Source organism: Cyclobacterium xiamenense, assembly GCF_900109255.1.
GTDB classification, from domain to species: Bacteria; Bacteroidota; Bacteroidia; order Cytophagales; family Cyclobacteriaceae; genus Cyclobacterium; species Cyclobacterium xiamenense.
Window position 1 is genome coordinate 412,741 of record NZ_FNZH01000002.1, and the last position, 22,607, is coordinate 435,347.

Annotated in this window: 18 protein-coding genes; 12 read left to right on the forward strand and 6 right to left on the reverse strand. The window is 50.2% G+C overall.

Going from position 1 to position 22,607, the window contains the following annotated elements; all coding sequences use genetic code 11:
* The first annotated feature begins 210 nt into the window (after window positions 1-210).
* The 4 genes from BMW71_RS06525 to BMW71_RS06545 all read left to right on the forward strand — a co-directional run bounded on the left by BMW71_RS06525 (window position 211) and on the right by BMW71_RS06545 (window position 7,128).
* Window positions 211-2,616: a DUF1549 domain-containing protein gene (locus BMW71_RS06525; RefSeq protein WP_177179606.1), complete on the forward strand. Its 2,406-nt coding sequence runs from the start codon at window positions 211-213 to the stop codon at window positions 2,614-2,616.
* Between the two features lie 16 nt (window positions 2,617-2,632).
* On the forward strand, window positions 2,633-4,060 hold the full coding sequence (locus tag BMW71_RS06530) for a DUF1501 domain-containing protein (protein ID WP_092171143.1): 1,428 nt from the start codon (window positions 2,633-2,635) through the stop codon (window positions 4,058-4,060).
* A gap of 18 nt (window positions 4,061-4,078) precedes the next feature.
* Window positions 4,079-5,146, forward strand: coding sequence for an NHL repeat-containing protein (locus tag BMW71_RS06535; RefSeq protein WP_092171146.1), 1,068 nt, complete (start codon window positions 4,079-4,081; stop codon window positions 5,144-5,146).
* 326 nt (window positions 5,147-5,472) lie between these two features.
* A complete protein-coding gene (locus BMW71_RS06545; protein ID WP_092171152.1) occupies window positions 5,473-7,128 on the forward strand; it encodes a hypothetical protein in 1,656 nt (551 codons plus the stop codon).
* 621 nt (window positions 7,129-7,749) lie between these two features.
* Here BMW71_RS06545 and BMW71_RS06550 read toward each other — a convergent pair.
* From BMW71_RS06550 to BMW71_RS06560, 3 genes are all read right to left on the reverse strand, one after another.
* Window positions 7,750-8,331, reverse strand: a complete 582-nt coding sequence (locus BMW71_RS06550; protein WP_244891101.1) for a Crp/Fnr family transcriptional regulator — start codon at window positions 8,329-8,331, stop codon at window positions 7,750-7,752.
* Window positions 8,332-8,563: 232 nt separating this feature from the next.
* The gene (locus BMW71_RS06555; protein WP_092171154.1) at window positions 8,564-9,487 is read right to left on the reverse strand and encodes a helix-turn-helix transcriptional regulator; all 924 of its coding nucleotides are present in this window, start codon (window positions 9,485-9,487) and stop codon (window positions 8,564-8,566) included.
* Between the two features lie 88 nt (window positions 9,488-9,575).
* Window positions 9,576-10,700 carry an AAA family ATPase gene (locus BMW71_RS06560; protein WP_092171157.1) on the reverse strand — a complete coding sequence of 375 codons (1,125 nt, stop codon included), beginning with the start codon at window positions 10,698-10,700 and terminating at the stop codon, window positions 9,576-9,578.
* Between the two features lie 646 nt (window positions 10,701-11,346).
* On the opposite strand from BMW71_RS06560, the gene BMW71_RS06570 reads away from it, so the two are divergent.
* The 5 genes from BMW71_RS06570 (at window position 11,347) to rluF (ending at window position 15,376) form a co-directional block, all read left to right on the forward strand.
* Window positions 11,347-11,916 (forward strand): Crp/Fnr family transcriptional regulator, encoded by a 570-nt coding sequence (locus BMW71_RS06570; protein ID WP_092171162.1) that lies wholly within the window; start codon window positions 11,347-11,349, stop codon window positions 11,914-11,916.
* Between the two features lie 76 nt (window positions 11,917-11,992).
* The gene (locus tag BMW71_RS06575; RefSeq protein ID WP_092171165.1) at window positions 11,993-12,349 is read left to right on the forward strand and encodes a TIR domain-containing protein; all 357 of its coding nucleotides are present in this window, start codon (window positions 11,993-11,995) and stop codon (window positions 12,347-12,349) included.
* Window positions 12,318-12,932, forward strand: coding sequence for a GDP-mannose pyrophosphatase NudK (gene nudK, locus BMW71_RS06580; RefSeq protein ID WP_244891102.1), 615 nt, complete (start codon window positions 12,318-12,320; stop codon window positions 12,930-12,932). The genes BMW71_RS06575 and nudK overlap by 32 nt, the downstream gene beginning before the upstream one ends.
* Window positions 12,933-13,654: 722 nt before the next feature.
* Window positions 13,655-14,644 carry a D-alanine--D-alanine ligase gene (locus BMW71_RS06585; RefSeq protein WP_092171170.1) on the forward strand — a complete coding sequence of 330 codons (990 nt, stop codon included), beginning with the start codon at window positions 13,655-13,657 and terminating at the stop codon, window positions 14,642-14,644.
* Window positions 14,645-15,376 (forward strand): 23S rRNA pseudouridine(2604) synthase RluF, encoded by a 732-nt coding sequence (gene rluF, locus BMW71_RS06590; protein ID WP_092171173.1) that lies wholly within the window; start codon window positions 14,645-14,647, stop codon window positions 15,374-15,376. It begins immediately after the preceding gene.
* A gap of 686 nt (window positions 15,377-16,062) precedes the next feature.
* Here rluF and BMW71_RS06595 read toward each other — a convergent pair.
* The gene (locus BMW71_RS06595) at window positions 16,063-16,833 is read right to left on the reverse strand and encodes a response regulator transcription factor (protein ID WP_092171175.1); all 771 of its coding nucleotides are present in this window, start codon (window positions 16,831-16,833) and stop codon (window positions 16,063-16,065) included.
* An 85-nt stretch (window positions 16,834-16,918) separates the two neighbouring features.
* Between BMW71_RS06595 and BMW71_RS06600 the strand changes: the two genes are divergently transcribed.
* On the forward strand, window positions 16,919-18,139 hold the full coding sequence (locus BMW71_RS06600) for a hypothetical protein (RefSeq protein WP_092171178.1): 1,221 nt from the start codon (window positions 16,919-16,921) through the stop codon (window positions 18,137-18,139).
* Window positions 18,140-18,217: 78 nt separating this feature from the next.
* Here BMW71_RS06600 and pelA read toward each other — a convergent pair whose 3' ends face one another.
* A complete protein-coding gene (pelA, locus tag BMW71_RS06605) occupies window positions 18,218-19,306 on the reverse strand; it encodes a pectate lyase (RefSeq protein ID WP_092171180.1) in 1,089 nt (362 codons plus the stop codon).
* Window positions 19,307-19,615: 309 nt separating this feature from the next.
* Between pelA and BMW71_RS06615 the strand changes: the two genes are divergently transcribed.
* Together BMW71_RS06615 and BMW71_RS06620 are read left to right on the forward strand one after the other, a co-directional pair.
* Window positions 19,616-20,449 carry a polysaccharide deacetylase family protein gene (locus BMW71_RS06615; RefSeq protein ID WP_244891103.1) on the forward strand — a complete coding sequence of 278 codons (834 nt, stop codon included), beginning with the start codon at window positions 19,616-19,618 and terminating at the stop codon, window positions 20,447-20,449.
* Between the two features lie 108 nt (window positions 20,450-20,557).
* The gene (locus BMW71_RS06620; RefSeq protein WP_092171186.1) at window positions 20,558-21,322 is read left to right on the forward strand and encodes an SDR family NAD(P)-dependent oxidoreductase; all 765 of its coding nucleotides are present in this window, start codon (window positions 20,558-20,560) and stop codon (window positions 21,320-21,322) included.
* Window positions 21,323-21,339: 17 nt separating this feature from the next.
* Here the strand turns inward: BMW71_RS06620 and BMW71_RS06625 are convergent, their stop codons facing one another.
* The gene (locus BMW71_RS06625; RefSeq protein WP_092171188.1) at window positions 21,340-22,185 is read right to left on the reverse strand and encodes an ion transporter; all 846 of its coding nucleotides are present in this window, start codon (window positions 22,183-22,185) and stop codon (window positions 21,340-21,342) included.
* Window positions 22,186-22,607: the final 422 nt, after the last annotated feature.

Here is a 22,607-nt window from a genome sequence, read left to right on the forward strand (position 1 = left end):
TGCGTTCTGAAAATAATGCCAGAAGCGAATGCACACTTTTTGCGCCGAAACGACGGGGCAACAAACTGATTATCCGGAGGCTACTGATACACGCGGTGCTTGACGCACAAGAACGATGCACGAATGATTATGACACGTAAAAATAGAAACAAAGGAGTTGTTTTCGCAGGAATGCTTGGCCTGTTGGTCCTGGCTTTTCCGGCGGGCCTGATGGCTGCTGCCTTGCAAAATGCGGGGGAAACCTTTTGGCTATGGCGGTTTTTAGGTAGGCTCCATCCGCTAGCTGTTCATTTTCCGGTGAGCCTTTTGCTTTTCGCAGCATTGCTCGAACTGTCTACCTTACGAAATTATGCCCATAAACTACGGCCCGGCATCGACCTGTTGGTTTGGGCCGGCGTGGCCGGCGCGCTGGTTGCAGCCGTGTTGGGCTGGTTATTGGCGACCGTGGAGGATTACGGAGGAAGTACCGTCGATATTCATCAATGGACAGGGGTAGCGACTGCGGTATTAGGTTTGGGCTTGCTTTATTTTCTTCGGAAGACGGATGGTGGTACCAATCCGGCTGCGGTGAAAGCCTTTCGTTCCCTGCTGTTTTTTTCTGCGCTGGGGGTATCCCTGGCAGGCCATTTCGGCGCGTCCCTTACCCATGGGGAAGATTACCTGAGCAGTACGCTTCCCTGGAATGAAGCGGAATACGAATACACCGGGGAAGCCATTTCAGCGAACCTGGCGGCGTACGAAGGAACGGAAGCACTAAGCGAACAAAAACAAGTGGAATTGGTCGGGAAAGTACGGGCAGTGTTCGCGCACAATTGCTACAAATGCCACGGGGAGGCAAAAATAAAAGGAGAGCTGCGGTTGGACGAGAAGGAATATGTTTTTGCCGGCGGTGAATCCGGTCCCGCAATCGTTCCCGGTGAATCGGGTAGAAGTGAATTGGTGCGGCGCATAAAATTGCCCAAAGATCACAAAGAGGCCATGCCTTCGAAAGGAAAACTGTTGTCCCCGGACGAAATTGCGTTGATATCCTTGTGGGTGGACAAGGGAGCGCCCTGGCCGGATGCTGCCAATGAAGTCAGTGAATTCCGGGTAGCCGAATTGGCGCCCCGTCGGCCCAACCTACCCGCGGCGCGGAAAGGACTTTCGCAGCCCATTGATATTTGGGTGGATGAATACTTTGAAACCCAATCCATTTCCTGGAAAGAACCGGTAGATGACAAGACCTATTTGCGGCGAATTTACCTGGACATCATTGGTTTACTTCCAAGTCCGGAAGCGTACGAGGCGTTTCAAAAAGATACCCGACCCGACAAACGTGCGGCGTGGGTGGAAACCCTGCTGAATCGAACGGATGACTATGCCACCCATTGGATGACCTTCTGGAACGACGCATTGCGAAACGACTACACCGGCACGGGCTACATCACCAAAGGTAGGTTTGCGATTACGGATTGGCTGTATACCTCCCTGCGCGATAACAAGCCCTACGATCAATTTGTCAAACAATTGCTCAATCCCACGGAAGAATCCAAGGGATTTATTGAGGGCATACGCTGGAGGGGAGACGTAAACGCCAGTCAGGTGACCGAGATGCAGGCCGCCCAAAATGTGGGACAGGTAATTCTGGGCTTAAATCTAAAATGTGCCTCCTGCCACGACAGCTTTATCAGTGACTGGAAACTGGAAGAGGCCTACGCTTTTGCCAATATCTTCGCCGATACCACGCTGGAGGTGAGTCGCTGCGAGACGCCTATTGGGAAAAAAGCAAGTACCAAGATCCTGTGGGAGGAGCTCGGAGAAATCGACAGCACCGCCAATCGATCGGAAAAGCTGGAACAACTGGCAACCTATCTGGTACAGCCGGCCAATGGGCGTATGTATCGGACCATTGTCAACCGCATTTGGAAACAACTTATGGGAAGAGGGCTGGTGGAGCCGGCAGACGAAATGGATAACCTACCCTGGAGCCAGGATTTGCTGGATTGGCTGGCCTCTGATTTTGAAGACTCGGGTTACGATCTCAAGGAATTGATATACAAAATAGCCACCTCTAAAGCCTATCAGCAACCTTCAGTAGGGGTGGAAGATCCCTTGATGTTGGTAGAAGACGACTTTGTGTTTGAAGGCGTGGTACGTAGAAGGCTTACGGCGGAACAGTTTTCCGACGGTGTTAGCCAATACATTCATCCGGTTTTTGACAAAGAGGCCTTGAAATACAAGCCCAATGAACTTGCGGTAGCCGAGCAGGCGCCCATGCCATTTGCCCGGGCTTCCCTGGTTGCCAACAACGAGTTTCTCAAGGCGCTGGGTAGACCCAACCGGGAGGTGGTCTCAACCAGCCGGGACAGTCAGGCCAGCCTCTTGCAGGCATTGGAGCTAACCAACGGCACCACATTGAACCAAGCGCTGGAAGAAGGCGCGCGAAAATGGACGGAGAAATACAATGACGGCGATATCATCATTCACGAGACTTACCGGAAATTGCTCGGAAGAGATCCCCATCAAAATGAGTTCAATGTGGCAATGGAGGTGCTGGGAGAGGACCCCTCACCGGAAGCCGTACAGGATTTATTCTGGGCTGTTTTGTTGCTTCCTGAATTTCAATTAATTTACTGATTAAAACGCATTTGCAATGAATTATAACTGGAGAAGAAGGGATTTTCTGAAGAAGACGAGTGCTGCCACGCTGGCGGCAATGGCGGCAGGTGCGCCCCTGTCTGGTTTTTTGGGATCGTGTAGTTCAAAGGAAACAATCAAAAGTACGGCAGATACCGTGATTCTGTTATACATGGCCGGAGGGATGGCCCATACCGAAACCTTTGACCCAAAACGATATACCCCTTTCCGCAAGGGAATGGAATCGAAAGAAGTATTGAGTACCTTCCCCGCCATTCCTACGGCACTGGATGGCATTCAATTTTCTGAGGGACTGGAAAATATCGCACAGGTTATCGACCGGGGGACGCTTATTCGATCCTACGTGGCGGCAGATTTGGGACACATTTTGCATACCCGCCATCAATACCATTGGCATACCTGCTACGAGCCGCCACAATCGGTGGCCGTACCCCATATGGGTTCCTGGATGGCCAAGGAATTGGGGCCGGTGAATCCGGTGATTCCACCGTTTATTAACATCGGCCAGCGGTTTACGGTGGGTGAAGGAGAAGAGCTAAAGGCCTTTCACAGTGCCGGCTTTTTGGGAAGCGAGTACGGGCCCTTTTTGATTCCCGACCCGACTTCCGGGCTGGAAAGCGTTCGCCCCCCAGTGGGTATGTCCACCAAGCGCTTTGAAGCAAGGAACCAGCTATACGAACGGCTGGTGCAGGAAAGCGCCATGGGTGAATTTGGCAGCGATTACCAGAAGGAATCCCTGAAGCGATCCATGGAGCAGGCCTATAGGCTGCTGAATTCTCCAGAGGCCAAAGCCTTTGATCTCAGCCAGGAGCCCAAAGAAAAATACGATATATACAACACCGGTAAATTCGGTCTGGGTTGTTTGATGGCCAAAAGGCTGACGGAACAAGGGGCGCGGTTTATCAGCGTTACCTCCGAATACGAGCCTTTCTTCGGCTGGGATACCCATGAAAACGGGCATACGCGATTGGTAGACATGAAAAAGCTCATCGATGCGCCGATCGCACAGCTGGTAAAAGACCTGGACGAAAGTGGGCGACTGGACCGGACCATGATCATCGTGGCCAGTGAATTTAGCCGGGACATGCTGACTGAAGGGAGGCCCGGCGCAAAAGTGAAAGATCAGGTAGAAGTACCGGATATCATTGAAGACATGAAAAATTACGGCATGCACCGACACTTTACCGACGGTTGTTCCATCCTGATGTTTGGGGGAGGCGTCAAGCGGGGGCATGTGTATGGAAAGACGGCGGACGAGCGCCCGTGTAAGAGCATCGAAAAACCCATTAAAATTGCGGAATTGCATCAGACCATTTATCACGCACTGGGAATCCATCCCGAAACCAATTATGAAATCGAAAAACGCCCATTTTATACCACTCCGGATGGAGAGGGAGTAGCGGAAATGGATCTATTGGCTTAAAAAAATACACCATACACCATGAAAGAAATCGTAAACCCGAGAAGGGAGTTTATCCGAAAAACAGGCCTTGCCGTCGCAGCCGGTGCCTTGATTCCCAATGTCATTTCTCATAAAACCCACGCCATGAAAAAAGAAACCATTTTGGGACACGGCAGCCACCGCTACCGCGTCATCGAAGGATGGGGAAAGCTGGATCCTTCTAAAAACCCGGTGAATGACTGCCACGAGATGGTGGAGGATGCAAAGGGACGGCTGATCCTGTTGACCAATGAAACCAAAAACAATGTCATTATCTATGACAAATCGGGCAAATTGCTGGAAACCTGGGGGACCACCTATCCCGGTGCCCATGGCTTAACCATCAGTGATGAGGGAGGCGAGGAGTTTTTGTACATTGCCGACAATACCCGTAATCAAGTCATTAAAACCGATTTGAAGGGAAAGGAAATCATGGTGCTGGACTATCCCCGAGAAACCGGTAACTACGCGTACCCCCGACAGTTTGTCCCCACAGAGACCGCTATCAATCCGACCAATGGTGACATCTATGTGGTGGATGGATACGGAAAAAATTACATCACCCAGTACGATGCCAAAGGTAAACTGATTCGGCAATTTGGCGGTTCCGGTGATACCGACGAGACCTTTAACTGCTGCCATGGCATCCTGGTCGATACCCGGGATAAAAACAACCCGACCTTGCTGATCACCGACCGGGGGCACATGCAGTACAAGCGGTTTACCCTGGATGGCCAATACATCAAGACCATTCCCACCCCGGGCTCTTTTGTATGCAGGCCCGTGTTGCGTGGGGACAATATCTATGCGGCTGTATACCGCAGCACCACGCAGGCGTACCCCAACTCGGGTTACATTACCGTTTTGGACAACCAAGACCGGGTGGTTTCCACTCCGGGAGGTACTGCTCCGGAATACGTAAACGGTAACCTTCAGGAGCAGCGCAAAGACATGAGCTTTCAGGGGTTTATGCATCCCCACGACGTGTGTGTGGACCGAGATGAGAACATCTACGTGCCCCAATGGGCTTCTCAAAAGACCTATCCGGTAAAACTGGAAAGGGTATAATCGCTTCGTAACGAGTTGCGAAAATCACCTGAATGAGGGTCGGTATTTAAAAAGATACCGGCCCTTTGTTTACCCGGATGGCCCGTGTACGGCATGAGAGGGAGTGAACCGAGGAGTTCGGAATAGCTACTAATCGCCGGGAAAAATCGGATCCGCCCCGACCCACAGCTTTTTGCTAGAGCAGAGGGGATGGATTTTGTCCGCTGGTTGAAATTGCTTTGGCTTTATGCGCGAAAATAGGTAGTTTTTCCGAAACATACGGGGAAGGCCGACGGTTCGACCTTTTCCCCTTCTTCCAATTGATTGCACTGATAAACCCATGCCCCATGAAACATCCCGTTTTATTTCTTTTTTGCACGCTTCTTGCCAGTGCGTTGTCTGTAAGCGCACAAGAAGATCCTGCCCGCGAATCTGTAAAGATCAGCAGCGTGTCAGGCCCAACCCAGGTACGCATTGGCGATGAAGGATCCTTGCTCGTAAACGTTTCCCCGGAAGACCTACGCCGGTTTACTACGCAGGGACTGGTTCGGTACAGCGATTTGGGTGCCGTAGGAGATGGCAAATCGGATGACATCGACGCGATTGCTGCGACGCACGCGGTGGCCAATCAGCAAGGACTTTCCGTAAAAGCCGACGCGGGTGCCCAGTATTACATCAGTGGCAAAGTGCGCATTGCAGAAATCCAAACCAATACCGATTTTGGAACCGCCGAGTTTATCATTGACGATACCAACGTAGAAGATCGAACCCAACACGTGTTTCTGGTGAGCTCCACGCTTCGGCCCTTCGACCTGGAAGGGATTACCTCGCTCAAAAGAAATCAGAAGAAACTGGATGTTCCTTTTCCCGGTCCCTGCCTGGTGACGGTCACCGATGCGAATGTGCGACGGTATATCCGGTACGGACCCAATCAAAACGATGGCTCTCCGCAGACGGATATTTTTATTGTAGATAAGGATGGGAACGTGGATCCGAATGCACCGATCATCTGGGATTTCGATCAAATCACCGAGATCACCGCGCTACCCATGGACGAGATACCTTTGACCATTAGGGGAGGGCGATTTACCACCATTGCCAATCGGGCTGAGTCAAAATACACCTATTACAGCCGAGGCATCGCCATCCGGCGTTCCAACGTGGTATTGGATGGCCTGGAGCATCGGGTTACCGGAGAAGGAGAGCAGGGCGCGCCCTACGGCGGTTTCCTCAATTTCCGCGACTGTTCCGATGTGACGGTGCGCAACACGGTCCTTACCGGACACAAAACCTACCGGACCATCGGATCGGCTGGTGTCCCCGTATCCATGGGCAGCTACGATATTTCGCTGAGTCGTTCCATCAACGTGTCGTTTGAGCATTGCAGCCAGACCAACGACATCAATGACCGTACCTACTGGGGCATTATGGGCTCCAATTTTTGCAAGAACCTGATCCTGGACCACTGCGTCTTTTCCCGCTTCGATGCCCACATGGGTGTGGCCAATGCCACGGTCCGACATTCCACCCTGGGTCACATGGGCATCAATGCCATCGGCACGGGTACCTTTCTGGTGGAAAATTCCACCCTCAACGGCCGAACGCTGATCAACCTGCGCTCCGACTACGGCAGCACCTGGGAAGGCGAGTTTATTATTCGGGATTGTGTATTTATCCCGGCTGGCGGGGCTGAGGTCAGTGCCAACCTGATCGGCGGATCCAATTCCGGGAAGCACAATTTTGGCTATACCACCTACATGCCGGAACGCATCGTTATCGAAAACCTACATATCCGGGATTCCAACCACCCGGAAGATTACAAGGGGCCAGCCATTTTCGCCAATTTTAATCCGGCAATGACCGATGATTCCTACGAGGAAACCTACCCTCACGTTCGTACAAAAGAGGTCCTCCTCAAAAACGTGACCACGGAAAGCGGTAAGGAGCTGCGCGTAAGTGACAACCCGTTTTTGTTTACGGATGTGGAGATACGAAGGGATTAGAATCTGTTAACGCTTAGTACAATCGTTTCGATACTCATGTAACGCCGGCAATTACCGGGTAACTGTGCTGTAGTTGGAAAGAGGTGTTGCCGTTAAGGGGTTAAATTGTTGGCCAGCAGGCTGAGTAAATACGTTAACCGCTTACCGGAATAACTCATGAGCTAACGAATGCATGCTACCATAGCACTATCAAATAATCCTACCAGCAACCCCGACAAATACAATCCAAAAAAAGTAGGGTACTTTTTATAGGAGGATCAAACCCAGGAGCCGGGATAGATGAAAGGAATGCTGCCACCGGTTTCATTGGCCAAATGTTGGAAGGAAAAAACCAATGCCAACAAGCCCCCGCCAACGATCGGCTTGTGGATCAAATAAAATAAATGGGTTGTTTTCGAAGGCGGTTTCCACTGTTTTTGAAGCGATCCCACACTCCGGTTCGTCAAATTTGGGAATGGTCGTTTGTACCACGCAGATCATTCCGCCCACAAAGTCATTGAGATAAACTGTTTCCAAATTTGTTTCAGGCCCAGCCGTAAGGTAGGGCGGTTATTCTTTGCCGTTTTGTTCCTACAAAGGTCCGGTGGGCCTGGGATAAAACATTTTACAAATGGTAAAAAATTACCCCAGGCTGGAGCGGATGCGGCTGAGGGAAACCTGCGTGATTCCCAGGTAGGAAGCGATGTACTTCAAGGGTATTTTTTGAACAAAATCGGTGGTCTCCAGCAGTTCGAGGTACCGTTCCCGCGCCGATTTAAACTGCAAGCTTTCCAGGCGTTTGACGGTATGCACGTATTCCCGTTCAAAAATGAGCCGAAACAACCGTTCCAAATCGTGGTGTTGGTCATAAAGCTGAAAGAGCTTTTCCGAATCAATGGCAAGCAGCGTGGTATCGTCGATGGCCTGTATGCCTTTTGACGTGGGATTGCCGGTAAACAAGCTTTCGGCCCTGACGATGAGCTCGTTTTCAAAGGCAAAGTGTTCGGTGATGTCGTTGCCGTCTTTGTAATAGAAAATCCGGGCGCCTCCCGTTTTTACGAGGTAGACCGTCCGGCATCTGCTGCCGATTCCCTGTACGATCTCATTTTTCGCATGACGCTGCTCCCGAATCAGCTGTTTCAAGGCCTCTTTGGCTTTGGCGCTGATGGGATAAATCGTATCAAAAAAAGCAAATAGGTCCACAATGGGTTCTGTTTGGTGCAAAGGTACGGTGTTCGGGTGAATTGTATAACCGGTTGGCGGTTTAATTGGTCCGCTTGTAAATCACACCCCATCACCAAACCATCCTGTCCTCATACCCTGCTGGGTGAAATTTGCAATTTCTCCCTACTATCTACGAAAATACCGTTTGGAAAACATAGGTCATTTGCAATGGCCATCGGGGTATAATAGTAGGTTATCTCTTTATCCCACTTACCATCAAACCATCGCATAATCAAATTCCATACCTATTAAATGCCTCCTGATGTGCCTGTTTTACCTGCGCTACCAGCTCCTCGGGAGCCAGCACTTTCAGGCGCGGCCCGTAGGATAGCAGTTCCATGAGCAAATCCTGCGTGGGGTACACGGTCAACTTGATGCGTAGTTCGTCGCTGGTGTCCACCAGAATCTCCTGGCTGGGATGCAGCGGCAAGGTTTTGATATAGTTTCCCTGGAAGGGCACAAAGGACAAGACCACCTCCTGCGGCTGGTCCCCGGTTGCTCCCATGATGCCAAAGCAGTACCGTTGGCTTTGTTGCACGTTGTAATCTTCCGGATACACAAATCGGTTTTCCGAAATTTTCAGGCGCGTTAATCGGTCCAGTCCGAAACGTTTGATGCGACCGTCCCGGATATCCTTTCCCAGTAGGTACCAGCGGCTTTTAAATTCCTTCAATGCATAGGGCTCCAGGTGTCGCTGACTGAGCGTTTCGTCCCAAAATTTCCGGTAGTCAAAGGTAATGCATCGCCGGTTTTTAATTGCGTGGAGCAGGCTATACAGGTGTTCGGTACCTTGGGCGCTTCTTTGCTCCAGGTGAAGGTAGGGAGCCAGGTCCTGTGCCAGGTTGAGGGAATTGAAGACATCGAAGGCTTCCATCATGCGCTGAAAGTTTCGGTTTTCTGCGCTGCTTTCGCAGATATGGTACCCCCTTTGGGCGTGCGAATAGGCGATGTCCAGTCCAAAAAGCATTCGAATTTCCCGTATATCCCGCTGAAGCGTGCGTTTGGAAAACCCCATGCTCAGCCGATCGTCTTGCAGCAGCAGGTAGGTACATTGCTGATCGATGTACCGCTGAAGCTCCTCGAAGGAGGAATAGGGATTCATTTTTAGCTTTTTGATCAGGAGCAGGTATCGGTATAGGTAGCCTTTCTTGGACATGGCACAGGAATTTGTTTACTGCCCTACTCCACAATCGTGGCGGCTTGGGGGTAGGGACGGGTCATTATAGGGGTTCTCGTTACCGAATTTAGTATCCTTTTTTTGATCCAAACCCAATTGCCTGGGTTTTTCTTTCCCGGCAAAATTCCGGTTCTTCCTGATTGTAAACGGCCGTTAGGGTCATGGGTGAATGTATTTGCGTTTCAAAGCCCAACGTTGCGGAAAGTTGCCGGGCCTTGGCGGTCTCCAGTTCCTTGAATTCGTAGCTGGCAATCAACCGCCCCTTTCGCAGCAAAGCCCGGTCCACGCGGGACAGGTCGGTGTTGAACGAGCAGATAAGTTGGATGGTAAGGCAATCGGACAGCAAGCCGTCCGTGATGTTGAGCAGGGTGGAAACCGGCGAATTCCCAGCTGTCTCCCGGTCCACGATGATGTTTTCGGCGTCTTCAATGACGAATACGGAATCCGGATTATCGGTCAAAACGGAAATCAAATCCGGATTGGTCAGGGCGTTGGTCAGGCTGGGCGGAAGAAAAATCACCTTTTTTCGGAGGGAGGCTGCCAGGTGGCGAATATAGGAGGTTTTTCCGGTTCCCGGCTTCCCGTGCAACAGCACCAATCCCTTGTCTTTTGGTTGTTGCAGCCGGTTGAGAATCCGCCGATGAACGTCGATAAAGTCATCGTTGTAATGGTCTTCGATACGCAGCTTGGGTCGGTTGAGTTCCAGGGCTTTGGTTTCAAAGCCGGCGGAAGAGCGCATGAGCAGGTAAATGAAGGCCTGCCGCCGGGTTCGTTTTTTGAATCGTTTGATCGCCCGAGCTACCGCTTCTACCCGTGGAAGTTCCGTTTCTGCAAAGAGAAACCGTACGGTGGAGCAATTGGTATCGAAATTGACGAGCAGGTCTTCGTACAGGATGTAAAAGATGTCGTCGTACTTCGCCTTTTTGCTCCCGTCAAAATACCGCTTGATAAAGTATTTCTTTTTGATTTCGGAAGGGTACTGTTTTTCAAACCAGCGATTGGCCCGCTTGCAGTCGATTGCTATTTCGCTGATCAGGTTGGGTATGGCATTAAAGTGGGCGACAAATAAGGTCAGTTCATTGAGGTACCTGCCTCTCGGGGCGAATAAATCCCCCAGGTTGATTTTATTCGAGGTGTTGTCGATCCCGGGTTTCTCAGGCGGGATGATTGCGGTGGCAGTTGCTTTGGTCATAACCGATAGTTTTGAGGTTCCGTCAAAAGTAGCCCTTGCCTACGCCAAAGGGTGTCGCAGGTAAACGAATTTTTCGGGAAGGCGGTATGTTTGTCATTCAGCGTTGAATTCGTATTGTTGGCGATGCCAATGAATTCGGGATAAGTTGGCTCGAACCATCCGGTACAGCGCTCGCTCAATACGCGAGTCCTGCCGATTACGTAGTATATGTACTTCTATGGTTCCAACTTTTTGCTTGGCCGTTTTTTTAAATCCTATAAGGCATATAAGGGATGCCGAAATAGCTTCAATAACTTACCCGGTTTTTACGCTCTGTCCAAAAAATTGGTTTAGCCTACTTGTTTGTATCCGCTTCTATGGCCTTCTATGGTTCAATCCTTTTTGGTCCTCGCTGGGTGAAATTGGAGATTTCATCCCTGGTATCTACGACAATATCCTTTGGAAAAGCAATAGTCAACCGGCCATTTGCAATGGCCAAACGAGATGGATATTCAGATAGCCTGAGGGATTTGAACGCCAACCAAAATACAGGCCATTACCGGCGATATCCCATAGATGAACCCGTATCTTGGTGTTATATTTGGGGGAAATGATCCGGATTTCGAAATCAAACGAATACGAGGGTCCACAATGAAAGCGAGAGATCATGGGTGGATTAATTGAACATATTGAAAAGCGCGTTAAGCTGACTTCGGGGGAAGCGGATTTGGTTTTAAGCCTGGTTTCGACAAAGCGCGTGAAGAAGCGTGAAATTCTTCTTGAAAAAGGCGCGCTTTGTTCGGCTATCTATTTCGTTGAGTCCGGAGCATTGCGTTCGTTTTTTGTAAGCGAATCCGGAAAAGCATCCACCATCATGTTTGCCGTGGAGGACTGGTGGATCACGGACATGCATTGTTTTATCCACGGATTGCCGGCGATGATCTCCATCCAAGCCATCGAGGAAAGCCAGGTGTTGGTCCTATCAATAAAAGAGTTGGATCGATTATTCCAGGAAAAACCGGTTTTCAACGTGTTTTTTCGAAAGTTGATGGAAAATGCCTATTGCCGGGAACAACTGCGGATGATCGAAAGCCTTTCCTTACCTGCCAAAGTACGTTACGAGAATTTCTTAAAAAAATACCCGCAGATAGCCAAAAAGGTGCCCTTGAAACAAATTGCATCCTACCTGGGCATTACCCCTGAGTTTTTGAGTGCCATACGGAGTAAAACGGCCTAGTACATTTTTTGTACGTTCTTAAACTACCTTATTGGTCCCAGCGAAAAACCGGGCGTAATTTGGTAGAAAAAAAGAGATGATCATTTTAATAGCAGGTCCCTACAGAAGTGGGACCAACGATGACCCGGAATTGATCGGGAGAAACATGGAAAACCTGGAGGCCATGGCCTTACCCCTGTTTGAAAAAGGGCATGTGCCCTTGATAGGCGAGTGGGTCGCCTTGCCCTTGATGCGCCTGGCGGGTTCGGAACGCATCGGTGATCGGCATTGGGAGCGGATACAATACCCCGTAGCCCATCAGTTGATCGAAAAGTGCGATGCCATCTTCCGGATACCCGGCGCCTCAAAAGGTGCCGATCAGGACGTGGAAATCGCCCGATCGAAAGGTTTGCCTGTATTTTATGACCTGGATGACGTTCCCCATGCCGGCTAGGGAGGTAAGAAAGCTACACCGGGAATTGCTTTCTGCCAATTGGTACAAGCTGGAGAAAGTCAGCTATGAGATGCAGCGGGAGGACGGCAGCTGGGAAAGCCAAACCCGGGAAGCATACGACCGGGGAAATGGCGCGGCGCTATTGTTGTATAACCTGGAAAAAAAGACAGTGATTCTCACCCGGCAGTTTCGGCTGCCGACCTACCTGAATGGGAATGATTCCGGCTACCTTATTGAAATTTGTGCGGGTTTGTTGGATCGCGAGGATCCGGAAGCCGCCATTCGCAAGGAAGCCGAGGAGGAAACCGGCTACCGGATCGAGCAGGTGGAGAAGGTTTTTGAGGCCTATATGTCACCGGGTTCGGTCACTGAGCTCCTTCATTTTTTTATCGCCCCCTACCGGGAAAGCATGAAACTATCCGAGGGCGGGGGACTGGAAGAAGAGCAGGAGTATATTGAGGTACTGGATGTGTTGTTTGACCGGGCCTTTGAATGGATAAAAACCGGGGAAATTCGGGATGCAAAGACGCTGATGCTCCTTCAGTACCTACAGCTAAAATTCGATCTACCAAGGATAAAATAGAAGGGAGCACGTTTGCGTACAAGAAATGGTAGCTGCTAACTCCCCGTTTCGGCTTTCGGTCCGCCGGGGCGGATACGATTCAGGAGTTAAGAACGCGAGGATATCCTTGGAGGCGGGGAAACGATCCCCAGCAGCCCGCTTTGGCATTTCCCGGGGTAGTATTCGCTTCGTCGGGTGGCTCGCACCGTTAAAAATTGGAAGTGACTGCTTTGTTAGGGCGCGAAGTCGGGCATTTGACACCTCCACTGCAATGTTTCCAGGCCATCCGGAACACCGGTTCAACCCGCTTGTTTGTATTCGCTTCTATGTTCTTCTATGTTCTTTTATGGTTCAACCTTTTTAATTCCGGTGAGACATATATGAGATGGGGAAACGTCTTGAATTTCCTCTACAATGTTTTCACTCCAGCAAGAAGCAGGGTTGAGGCGGTATATTCCCACCCCCCTTATATGCTCTTCAATGCCCTTATATGGTTCAAATATCTTTCTTCTTTAGCGCCATGGTAACAGCCATGTGCAATGGTCGACCAATACTCGCAAACAGGTGGCCGTTTTCCTGTTTTCTCGCAGAGGATCCATTCAGGGTTTTGCCGTTTACCGCAATAAACCGGAATAACCTTTTCGATTTAAAAGGTTCCAGTCCCCACTAATTACCTTTCCGGTGCATAAACTTTTCGCTTTTAAAGCAAAATTCCGGTAATTCGTAGCTAGAAAATCTGCTCCATGGAAAAAAAACACATCGCCCTGATTATGGGTGGCTATACGGGGGAGGCGGTGGTCTCCGAAAAAAGTGCCGCAGTAGTGGCCCAACACCTGGACCGGGAACGCTATCAGGTGTATCCGCTCCATATATACCCCGGAAATTGGTACCTGGAAGCGGAAGACGGCAAGCACTGGCCCGTGGATAAAAACGCGTTTACCGTTCAAAAAGATGGAGAGCTGATCCGCTTCGACGGCGTTTTCAATATCATCCACGGCTCACCGGGGGAGGATGGCAAACTGGCAGGATATTTCGATATGCTGGGCATCCCCTATACCACCTGCGACGCGCTGACGTCCTCCATCACCATGAACAAGGGCTATACCAAGGCCATTCTTTCCGGTATCGAGGACCTGCACCTGGCCCGGTCCCTACAGCTTTTTTCTCATGGCCCGGAAACGGCCACGGAAGTCCTGGCCCAACTGCGCCTGCCTTATTTTGTCAAACCCAATAACGGGGGCAGCAGCATTGGCATGAGCAAGGTCAAGCAAGCGGAGGAACTGGAAGAAGCGCTGAGCAAGGCCTTCCAGGAGGACCGGCAGGTACTGGTAGAGGAGTTTGTCACGGGCAGGGAGTTTTCCATCGGTATCTATCGGGCAAACGGAAAAGTGACGGTCCTTCCGGCAACCGAGATCATTAGCTCCAAAGAGTTTTTTGACTTCGAAGCCAAATACAGCCCCGGCGTCTCCGAAGAGATCACCCCGGGCCGCATGGACGAGCGAGAAGTGGACCGGGTAAACCGGATTGCCGAACAGGTGTACCGAAAGCTCAACTGCAAGGGATCGGTCCGTATGGATTATTTTTTGGAAAAAGATACGGCCAACTTCTTCTTTATCGAAATCAATACCGTGCCCGGTCAGACGGAAACCAGCCTGATTTCCCAGCAGGTTCGGGCAACCGGCAAAACGCTGAAGGAGTTTTATACCGAGTTGATTGAAGAAATGTGGGCCTAAATGGAAGATAAAAACCGGGTACGGATCAACAAGTATTTGAGCGAAGTGGGCTACTGCTCCCGCCGGGCGGCCGACAAACTCATTGAAGCCGGCCGGGTCACCATCAATGGGAAAGTTCCGGAGATGGGAACCAAGATCGGTGCGGAAGATCGAGTCCGGGTGGATGGAAAATTGATCGCGGAGCCGGAGGAAAAACCCGTTTATATCGCCCTGAACAAACCGGTGGGCATCGTTTGCACCACCGATACGGAAGGAGAAAAGGACAATATCATCGATTTTATCAACCATCCCCGGCGAATATTTCCCATCGGTCGCCTGGACAAGCCCAGCGAAGGACTCATTCTGCTGACAAGCGACGGGGATATCGTCAATAAAATCCTGCGTGCCGGCAACCGCCACGAAAAGGAATACCTGGTTCGGGTAAACAAGCCCATTCGCCCGGATTTTATCGAGAAGATGAGCAACGGTGTGCCCATATTGGGCGTCATAACGCGCAAATGTGAGGTGCAACAGCTGGGTAAAAACAGATTCAAGATCATTTTGACCCAGGGCCTCAACCGCCAAATCCGCCGCATGTGCGAATACCTGGGCTACCAGGTGGTGTCGCTGAAGCGTATCCGCATCATGAATATTCGCCTGGACCTGCCTACCGGCCAATGGCGGGATCTGAGCGCCTCCGAATTGCAGGAAATACAGCAATTGCTTGTCCACTCCTCCAAAACCCAGCCCTGAAAAGCGGGTTAATGGCTTGCAAAGCCATTTTTTGCCATTTTCGTTGAAAAATAGTCAATTCCTTGTTCGATTTTTTAGTCTCAGTTATTAAGAGTATAATTAAAACACTATTTTAATAAAAATACTGTAAAATATAGCTTAATTTGTTGTTGAAATTTTATTTTATCGATCCATTTATTACCTTTGAATCATCAAACAAAGACAAACGGTCTTGACTGGCGTAACAGCCAGCAGTTTTGACAGAATACTGTAGGATGATGAAACCTGCCTTCGGCAGGCGAGTAAAAGGCGACAACGCTTTTTCCTTTTCATCTTCATGCAAATTAAGATTACACACACTGTAGGGTGATGAAACTGGCAGACATGCCCTCCTGTCTCGGGGGTGGGGAGTCCGGAATAAAGCAAATAGCGAGCTCGTATTTTGCCCAACCGCCCCGTGGAGGTTCGAATCCTTCTCCTACAGCAGGTTATTTTGGGTTTATTGTTAATTGACTAAAGCTATGAAACGTTGTTTCATGGCTTTTTTTGTTTCTGCCCGTTAGATTCAAATCGCAGAAAAAGCGGTTGGAGGACGATCGGGGCATTAAAAAACGAACTACTCCTGTTCCGGTTAATTATTTTGGATCAAGCACCTTCGCCGTTAGCCATTGTTTCTGAGGTAGCAATCGATTCTTTGGGAAATAACGCTAGAGAATCTTATTCACCAATACAAAGTGGATCAACTCTCCGGTATTTTTCAGTTGTGCCTTTGCCAAAATGTTTTTTCTGTGTGTACGGGCTGTTTCGTACCGGATATCCAACGCTGCCGCAATTTTTCTACTCGAATATCCCTTGATCAGCAATCGAAGGACTTCCAATTCACGGGTAGAGAAAATGGATCGATAAGGGCTGAGCTGTAGGTTTTTGCTGTCCATGTAAAATTGCTCCTCCGTGGCTTTATTCAGCAAAACGGCCTGTGGGATATTGGTTGGATTCAAATGAGAAATATCCGTGATAATATTGGCAAATACATAAGGCAGGTTTTTTTCGTCAAATACCAGGGGGATGTTTTGGTTTTGGATGGTTAACACCCGTTTGTCCCGGCGGTTACACCGGTTGTAAAAAACCATAAATACGCTGGGCCGCTGGTCCATCGGCCGTTCGTTTACATACATCATGGCTTGCTGGATCGCTTTGTTGACAAACTCGTAGTCTTCGGAATAAAGAAAATTGGCGACGAATTCCCGGTTTAGGTTCATGATTTCCCGGTGGCTGTAGCCGCTCACCTCCAGGCTGTCGCCGGCCACGTATTCCAGGTTCCATGTACGGGTATTGGCAACAAAGGAAAACCACTTTCCAGCGGTCCAGAAACCGTTTACCAGGGGATTCTTTTTGACGATTTCCAAATAGTCGTTCTGGTATACCAGGTAGTCCTGCCTGCCAAAAGCTCTAACTAAATCGTTGTAATCGTTGACCATGTGTTTCGGAACGTACCTCAATTGAGGTATTGAGTGGCTACTATCTTTTAATCAATTTAGGGATTGGATAAAATAGTACCAAGCCATGAGCAGAAAATCATTTATTAACTATAAGTTCTTGCCTGTAATCGTTGCATTTTCATTCCATGTAGTCGCTTGTATCGAGTCGGTACCGGAGGGAACGGATCCGGTAATTCCCGAAGAGGAAATAGAGGAGCAACCGCCACCTGGCATCGATGTCACAAGTTGTCTGAGCATCAGCAATGCGCGTCTGGCCAGGGGAACCATCCCGGAACCCGCGATGCTTCTGGATTTCAAGATCGACAAGGATACCCTGTACCTGAATGCCAATCACACGGACCGCATACACCTACGGACTTCCGACTGCGGAGAGGAGGACATCGCTTCCCTGCTGATTTGGGTGGTCGGTTCCGAGGAATACGTTACTGTGACCCCCGAAACATTTATCCGAAGCAGCGTGAGAGACTCCCTGTTTTTGACCAGCAGGCAGAGCCGGCTGGCAGAAGTCCCGTCCTGTCCGGAAACCACGCTTGCCTTTGAGTGGTCCCTGCAATGCGGCGAACAGCAACTCCCACCGTACGTGGACATCGAAATTCTGCCGGTTACGACTGACGGTGTGCCCGTTGATCGGATCAAGCGACGGGCAATGATTCCAGACGCCAATACGGTTCCTTCCTGTACGCCGGGCCCCGATGATACCTGGGTTTGGAAATGGACCACTGTCAACGGGGAGTTTGACTCCTCGCCAGGCATCTCAGAAATCTACACGTTTTCGCTAAATGGTTGCTGCCGAGACGGGAGGTCCGTAAATTGCCTCAGCAGTTTTATTCCAGAGTCCGAATGGATCTCCCTGGACTACGAACATTTCAGTACAGTGGATAGGGAGTACCTGACTTTCAAAGCAGACGGAACCATGAACGGTTTACTATCCCTGACCATTCAGAATATTGATCCGGGTAATTCCGATTTTTGTGACAAGAAACCTGCCTACCGCTACAATGCGAAGGATCACTTGTTCTGGGGAGACTATTCTTTTAACGCTAGCACCCGAGGGCTTCGGTTTACGAGGATCGAAAGTCGGGAGACGCTGGTTGACTTGGGGAGTTTGGGGGTGTTTCCCGAATACGACCGTCATTTTATCAGTACCGGCGCTACCTATGAGTTGATTGGCTGCAACCTGCTCGTTGAGGAGTCATCGGTAGAGGGAATGGTACAGCGGAGGTATTTTGAGCGATTCACTCGAAAGGAAGCGGAAAACGGGACAGTGGATTTCTGGTTGGACTAAACGCTGGGAAGCCCAATGGCGGGCAAGATGGGCCCAACTACCGGCTAAAAGAATCACCGAAGGGATTACCGAAAGCCGTTAGCGCCCCGCCTTCCATTGCGGGTAGTCCGTTGCCAGCAATTCCCGTGCATAGGCTCCCAAATAGCTGTATCCAACGCGCCTTTCGTGCTCGATCTCGGCCAGGGCATACCGAACCACACTGTCCCTGCCAACAAAGATGGGGCGGTTGGTGCCAATTTCGTAAAACCGGGCCCAAAGGGGTTCGGCGTCCGGGTCCGGAACGACAACCCGATCGTAACCTCGCGGCAAATCGGCGTTTTCGACCCGTTCCAGGCGAATGTTTTCCAGTTGAACTTCCCGAAACCAGCGCACGGCGCTTTCGATAGCCTGAATTACGGCTTCATTCGGACGCTCCAGTTGCATCAGGTAGCGAACGATTCCTACGCTTTCCGACCCACTGGTGGAAGGAAGTTCGTACGCGCGGGCCTGAGCAGGACTCAGGTCTTCCTCGTCAATTTGCGCGCACCAGGCCGTCAGTTGTCCGTTTACCCGAATTTGCGAGGCCAGGATCACGTCCAGTCCCTTATCGATGGCCTGCTTGGCTTTTTTTCTTCTCCGGTTCCCGGCAAATGCATACAAAGGGTCTTTTTTAGCCACTGCACGGAGCAGATTCATCGCCGCGATCATGGCGTTGTCGTTAAAGGTAATGCGGCTGTAATAGCCCTCCCGCAAGGGGTAATATTGCGGCCAGCCTCCATTGCGGTATTGGGCTGCCAGTAGGTAGTCGATGCCGGCTAGTGCAGCCTCTTTCCAACGGTCCCCGCCCGTTTGCTGGTATACACGGGCCAGGTAGTCAATCTGTACGAATCCCGCTCCGTTATCCAGCGTCGTGCCCATGCATTCGGATTTTTCCGCAATCAGGGCGCTCCGTTCGGTGTCGGTAATTGGTGCCGCCATGTCGATATTCTTGTACCAACCGCCGTTCTGCTTCTGGTGTAGCAGGATATTTTCGGCGATGCGTAGCGCCTCTTCGGAACCGTACCAAGAGGGCGATTGGCTCAAAACGTCCTTCCAGGGGACGGCCTCCTGTGCCTGAGCTGCCCCAGAAAAAACGAGCGATAGGCAAAAAAGAATCAAGCAATTGGAAAGGATACGCGCTGGGTTCATACGTTGGGAGAAAAAGGAGTTGCATCCAAGATACGAATGTTTTTTGTAAACCACATGAGCGGGTGTATTCCGCCTGTCTTCGTACGCAAACAACGTACGGATACATTGCTTCGCTCCCGAACAGGGAAATCTGCCCAGATCCATTCGCATGCCAATCGTTCCGGTTTGGAGCGGCTTCCGCCAGATCTTTTTTTGGGTTCCGAAATAGGATTGCCCCGGAAAAAGCAGTAACTTTTGAATAGCTTTGCGCCTGGCAATGGTTCCTAAACCAGGAATTGTCCCGGCGGAAAGTACGAATTCGGTGCCAGCATGAGGAAAAAATTAGCTCGGATGACAAACGGATGGGCCAGCCCGCAAAGATTGTTGGGAGTTCCCGGGATTTTTGGCATGAGTTGGCTGCTTTTGCTGCTAACTGTGCCCACTGTGCAGGCGCAAAACCAATACGAATTTGGCGCCATTACCCGGGGAGATCGGCAGGAAAAGTCCCTGAGTTTGGTGTTTACCGGTCATGCCTACGCAGAAGGGGCCGAATTTATCCGGAAAGCGTTGCAGGAACAGCGGGTGCCGGCCTCTTTTTTCTTTACCGGCGATTTCTACAGAAATCCTGATTTTAACGAACAAATCCGCGCCTTACAGGCGGATGGCCACTACCTGGGGGCACACTCGGACCGACACCTTTTATATGCAAGTTGGGACGACCGCAACGACCTGCTGATTACCCGGGAGCAGTTTGTGGCAGATTTGATGGCGAATTACAAAGAACTAGCGCGGTTTGGTGTTTCGATGGAAGAAGCTCCCTTTTTCCTGCCGCCCTACGAGTGGTATAACGACAGCATTGCCCTTTGGACCCAAGAGATGGGTTTGCAATTGATTAACTACACGAGGGGCACCCTTAGCCACGCCGACTACACAACGGAGGATATGCCGAATTTTCGGAGCAGCGAAGCGATTTTCGACAGCATCCGGGACTGGGAGTCTTTCGGAGCAGCCGGTTTCAACGGCTTCATTCTGTTGGTCCACATAGGGGCCGGACCGGGGAGGGCGGATAAATTTTACCATCGGTTACCAGCGCTCCTCACCCTTATGCGGGAATGGGGGTATTCCTGGGTGCCACTAAAGGAATTACTCGGACCCATTCCATGATTTTTCTCATGTTTTTGCATGAGCCTGGTCGGGATATTTCCCTGGCAAACGCCTTAAATTTAAGTGAGTAAAGCAATAGAATTATGTGTAAACCCAAATTAAAATATCATGAGACTAACGAATAAAGTAGCACTAATTACCGGTGGAGCCGGAGGAATCGGATTGGCCACTGCCAGGCTATTTTTGGCAGAAGGAGCCAAAGGAGTAGCCATCGTAGACTTTAGTGAGGAAAACTTGAAACTGGCCGAAGAGAGCTTGGGGAGAGAAAAGGTGCTGTACATCCGGGCGGACGTAAGCCATGCCGGCGAGGTGCAAAAATACACGAAGCAGGTAAAAGAGAAGTATGGCAGGATAGATGTGTTGTTTCTCAATGCGGGTACGGAAGGCGTGGTCAAGCCCATGGAGGACTATCCGGAGGAGACCTTTGATCAGGTGATGGGCGTAAATGTAAAGGGGGTATGGCTGGGGATGAAGTATGCCTTTCCGATCATGAAGGCAGATGGCGGCGGATCGGTCATCATCACGTCCTCGGTGGCCGGCTTGCGCGGTACCGCTCAGGTCAGTGCCTATGTGGGCAGCAAACATGCCACAATCGGGCTGATGCGGGTGGGTGCCCTGGAGGGAGCACCGGGCAATATACGGGTAAACTCCATCCACCCTTCTCCGGTGGATAACCGGATGATGCGTTCCCTGGAAGATGGCTTCGCTCCGGGACAGGGCGAATCCGTAAAAGAAAATTTCACCAAGATGATTCCGCTAGGCCGGTATGCCAGCAACGAGGACATTGCCGATTTGGCCTTGTTTCTGGCTTCGGAGCAGAGCAAATTTATTACCGGAGCCACCTATGTTATCGACGGTGGATTTACCGTTTAGAGACAAGGAGCGTGTAATCAGGGGGTTGCGGCATCCAGTTTTGCACCACATTTCCGGCAGAATAGCGCATCCTCGCTATGGCTTTGTACGCCACATTCCGGACAGGGCCGTCCAGGTGCATCCGGGGTTTTCGCCTGGCGGTTTTCATCCAGCCTTGCTGCGGTCAACTCGGAGCTGACGATACCTGTGGGGACTGCGATGATGGCATAGCCCATCAGCATGATCAGGGCGGCGATGAATTGCCCGAGATCGGTGATGGGGGCTATGTCTCCGTATCCCACGGTGGTTAAGGTGACGATGGCCCAATACATGGAGCGCGGAATGGAAGTAAAACCACTTTCTGGTCCCTCCACAATGTACATGACCGAGCCCATGATCAGGACGATGGTCAGCACGGAACCTACAAATACCTTGATTTTTGCCTGGCTGTGCTTCAAGGCGGTACTTAGCAGAGTGGCCTCACGTACGTACTTGGGCAACTTTAGTATCCGCAATATCCGCAAAAACCGCAAGGCGCGTATGACCGTCAGGTACTGGGTTTGAAAAAGCAATAGACTTAGGTAGGTGGGCAAAATCGCCAGTAAGTCCACCAAACCGTAGAACCCAAAAATGTATCCGCGTTTGTTATTGCTAAGCCAAATACGGAAAACGTATTCCACGGTAAAAACCAGCGTAAAAAACCATTCCAGTGCGTACAAAAGGGATCCATAATTGGCGTGAATTTCCTCAACGGAATCCAGTACCACAATACTGACACTCATCAAAATCAAGAGCAGCAAGGCCAGATCAAAGTTTTTCGAAGCCCGGTCATCGGACTCGTAGACGATATGGGCCAGGCGTTCTTTGGAGGGGAAATCTATCATCGGTTATCAAAATTAACGGGCATCACATTTTGTATTCCAATTCCGAAAATTACGCATACTTTTTGTTTATAGAAACCCGACGCCAGGTCGGTAGTTATTACCATCCAGCGATCTGGTTACCGCAGATTTACCGTTTGTATCGATAAAATAAAAAAAAATTCTATATATTTGCATTTCAAACCTATAAAAATGAATTACAAAATAATAAATTTGTTGATGGCCTATTGGTAAGTCACGTGGAATAGTCTATATTGTTTTTAAATAACACCAAAAAACTCCTTATTTCGAAGCATCTCCCCTCATTCTTAAAATGATTATGTGGAAGAAAGGGTTTTTTTCAAACATCCAACCAGAAGGGATGGAAAGTCCCCAGATAACGAAAATACCGCATTTTCGGAAAATATGGGCTTGGCGGTATCCCG

What these genes read in the sequence shown, in the direction of transcription:
- BMW71_RS06575 (WP_092171165.1), top strand. Translation starts at nt 11,993, where the DNA reads ATGATCATTTTAATAGCAGGTCCCTACAGAAGTGGGACCAACGATGAC.
- BMW71_RS06530 (WP_092171143.1), top strand. Translation starts at nt 2,633, where the DNA reads ATGAATTATAACTGGAGAAGAAGGGATTTTCTGAAGAAGACGAGTGCT.
- BMW71_RS06615 (WP_244891103.1), top strand. Translation starts at nt 19,616, where the DNA reads ATGAGGAAAAAATTAGCTCGGATGACAAACGGATGGGCCAGCCCGCAA.
- BMW71_RS06570 (WP_092171162.1), top strand. Translation starts at nt 11,347, where the DNA reads ATGGGTGGATTAATTGAACATATTGAAAAGCGCGTTAAGCTGACTTCG.
- BMW71_RS06625 (WP_092171188.1), bottom strand. Translation starts at nt 22,185, where the DNA reads ATGATAGATTTCCCCTCCAAAGAACGCCTGGCCCATATCGTCTACGAG.
- BMW71_RS06525 (WP_177179606.1), top strand. Translation starts at nt 211, where the DNA reads ATGGCTGCTGCCTTGCAAAATGCGGGGGAAACCTTTTGGCTATGGCGG.
- BMW71_RS06545 (WP_092171152.1), top strand. Translation starts at nt 5,473, where the DNA reads ATGAAACATCCCGTTTTATTTCTTTTTTGCACGCTTCTTGCCAGTGCG.
- BMW71_RS06535 (WP_092171146.1), top strand. Translation starts at nt 4,079, where the DNA reads ATGAAAGAAATCGTAAACCCGAGAAGGGAGTTTATCCGAAAAACAGGC.
- BMW71_RS06600 (WP_092171178.1), top strand. Translation starts at nt 16,919, where the DNA reads ATGAGCAGAAAATCATTTATTAACTATAAGTTCTTGCCTGTAATCGTT.
- rluF (WP_092171173.1), top strand. Translation starts at nt 14,645, where the DNA reads ATGGAAGATAAAAACCGGGTACGGATCAACAAGTATTTGAGCGAAGTG.
- BMW71_RS06620 (WP_092171186.1), top strand. Translation starts at nt 20,558, where the DNA reads ATGAGACTAACGAATAAAGTAGCACTAATTACCGGTGGAGCCGGAGGA.
- nudK (WP_244891102.1), top strand. Translation starts at nt 12,318, where the DNA reads ATGACCTGGATGACGTTCCCCATGCCGGCTAGGGAGGTAAGAAAGCTA.
- BMW71_RS06555 (WP_092171154.1), bottom strand. Translation starts at nt 9,487, where the DNA reads ATGTCCAAGAAAGGCTACCTATACCGATACCTGCTCCTGATCAAAAAG.
- BMW71_RS06595 (WP_092171175.1), bottom strand. Translation starts at nt 16,833, where the DNA reads ATGGTCAACGATTACAACGATTTAGTTAGAGCTTTTGGCAGGCAGGAC.
- pelA (WP_092171180.1), bottom strand. Translation starts at nt 19,306, where the DNA reads ATGAACCCAGCGCGTATCCTTTCCAATTGCTTGATTCTTTTTTGCCTA.
- BMW71_RS06585 (WP_092171170.1), top strand. Translation starts at nt 13,655, where the DNA reads ATGGAAAAAAAACACATCGCCCTGATTATGGGTGGCTATACGGGGGAG.
- BMW71_RS06560 (WP_092171157.1), bottom strand. Translation starts at nt 10,700, where the DNA reads ATGACCAAAGCAACTGCCACCGCAATCATCCCGCCTGAGAAACCCGGG.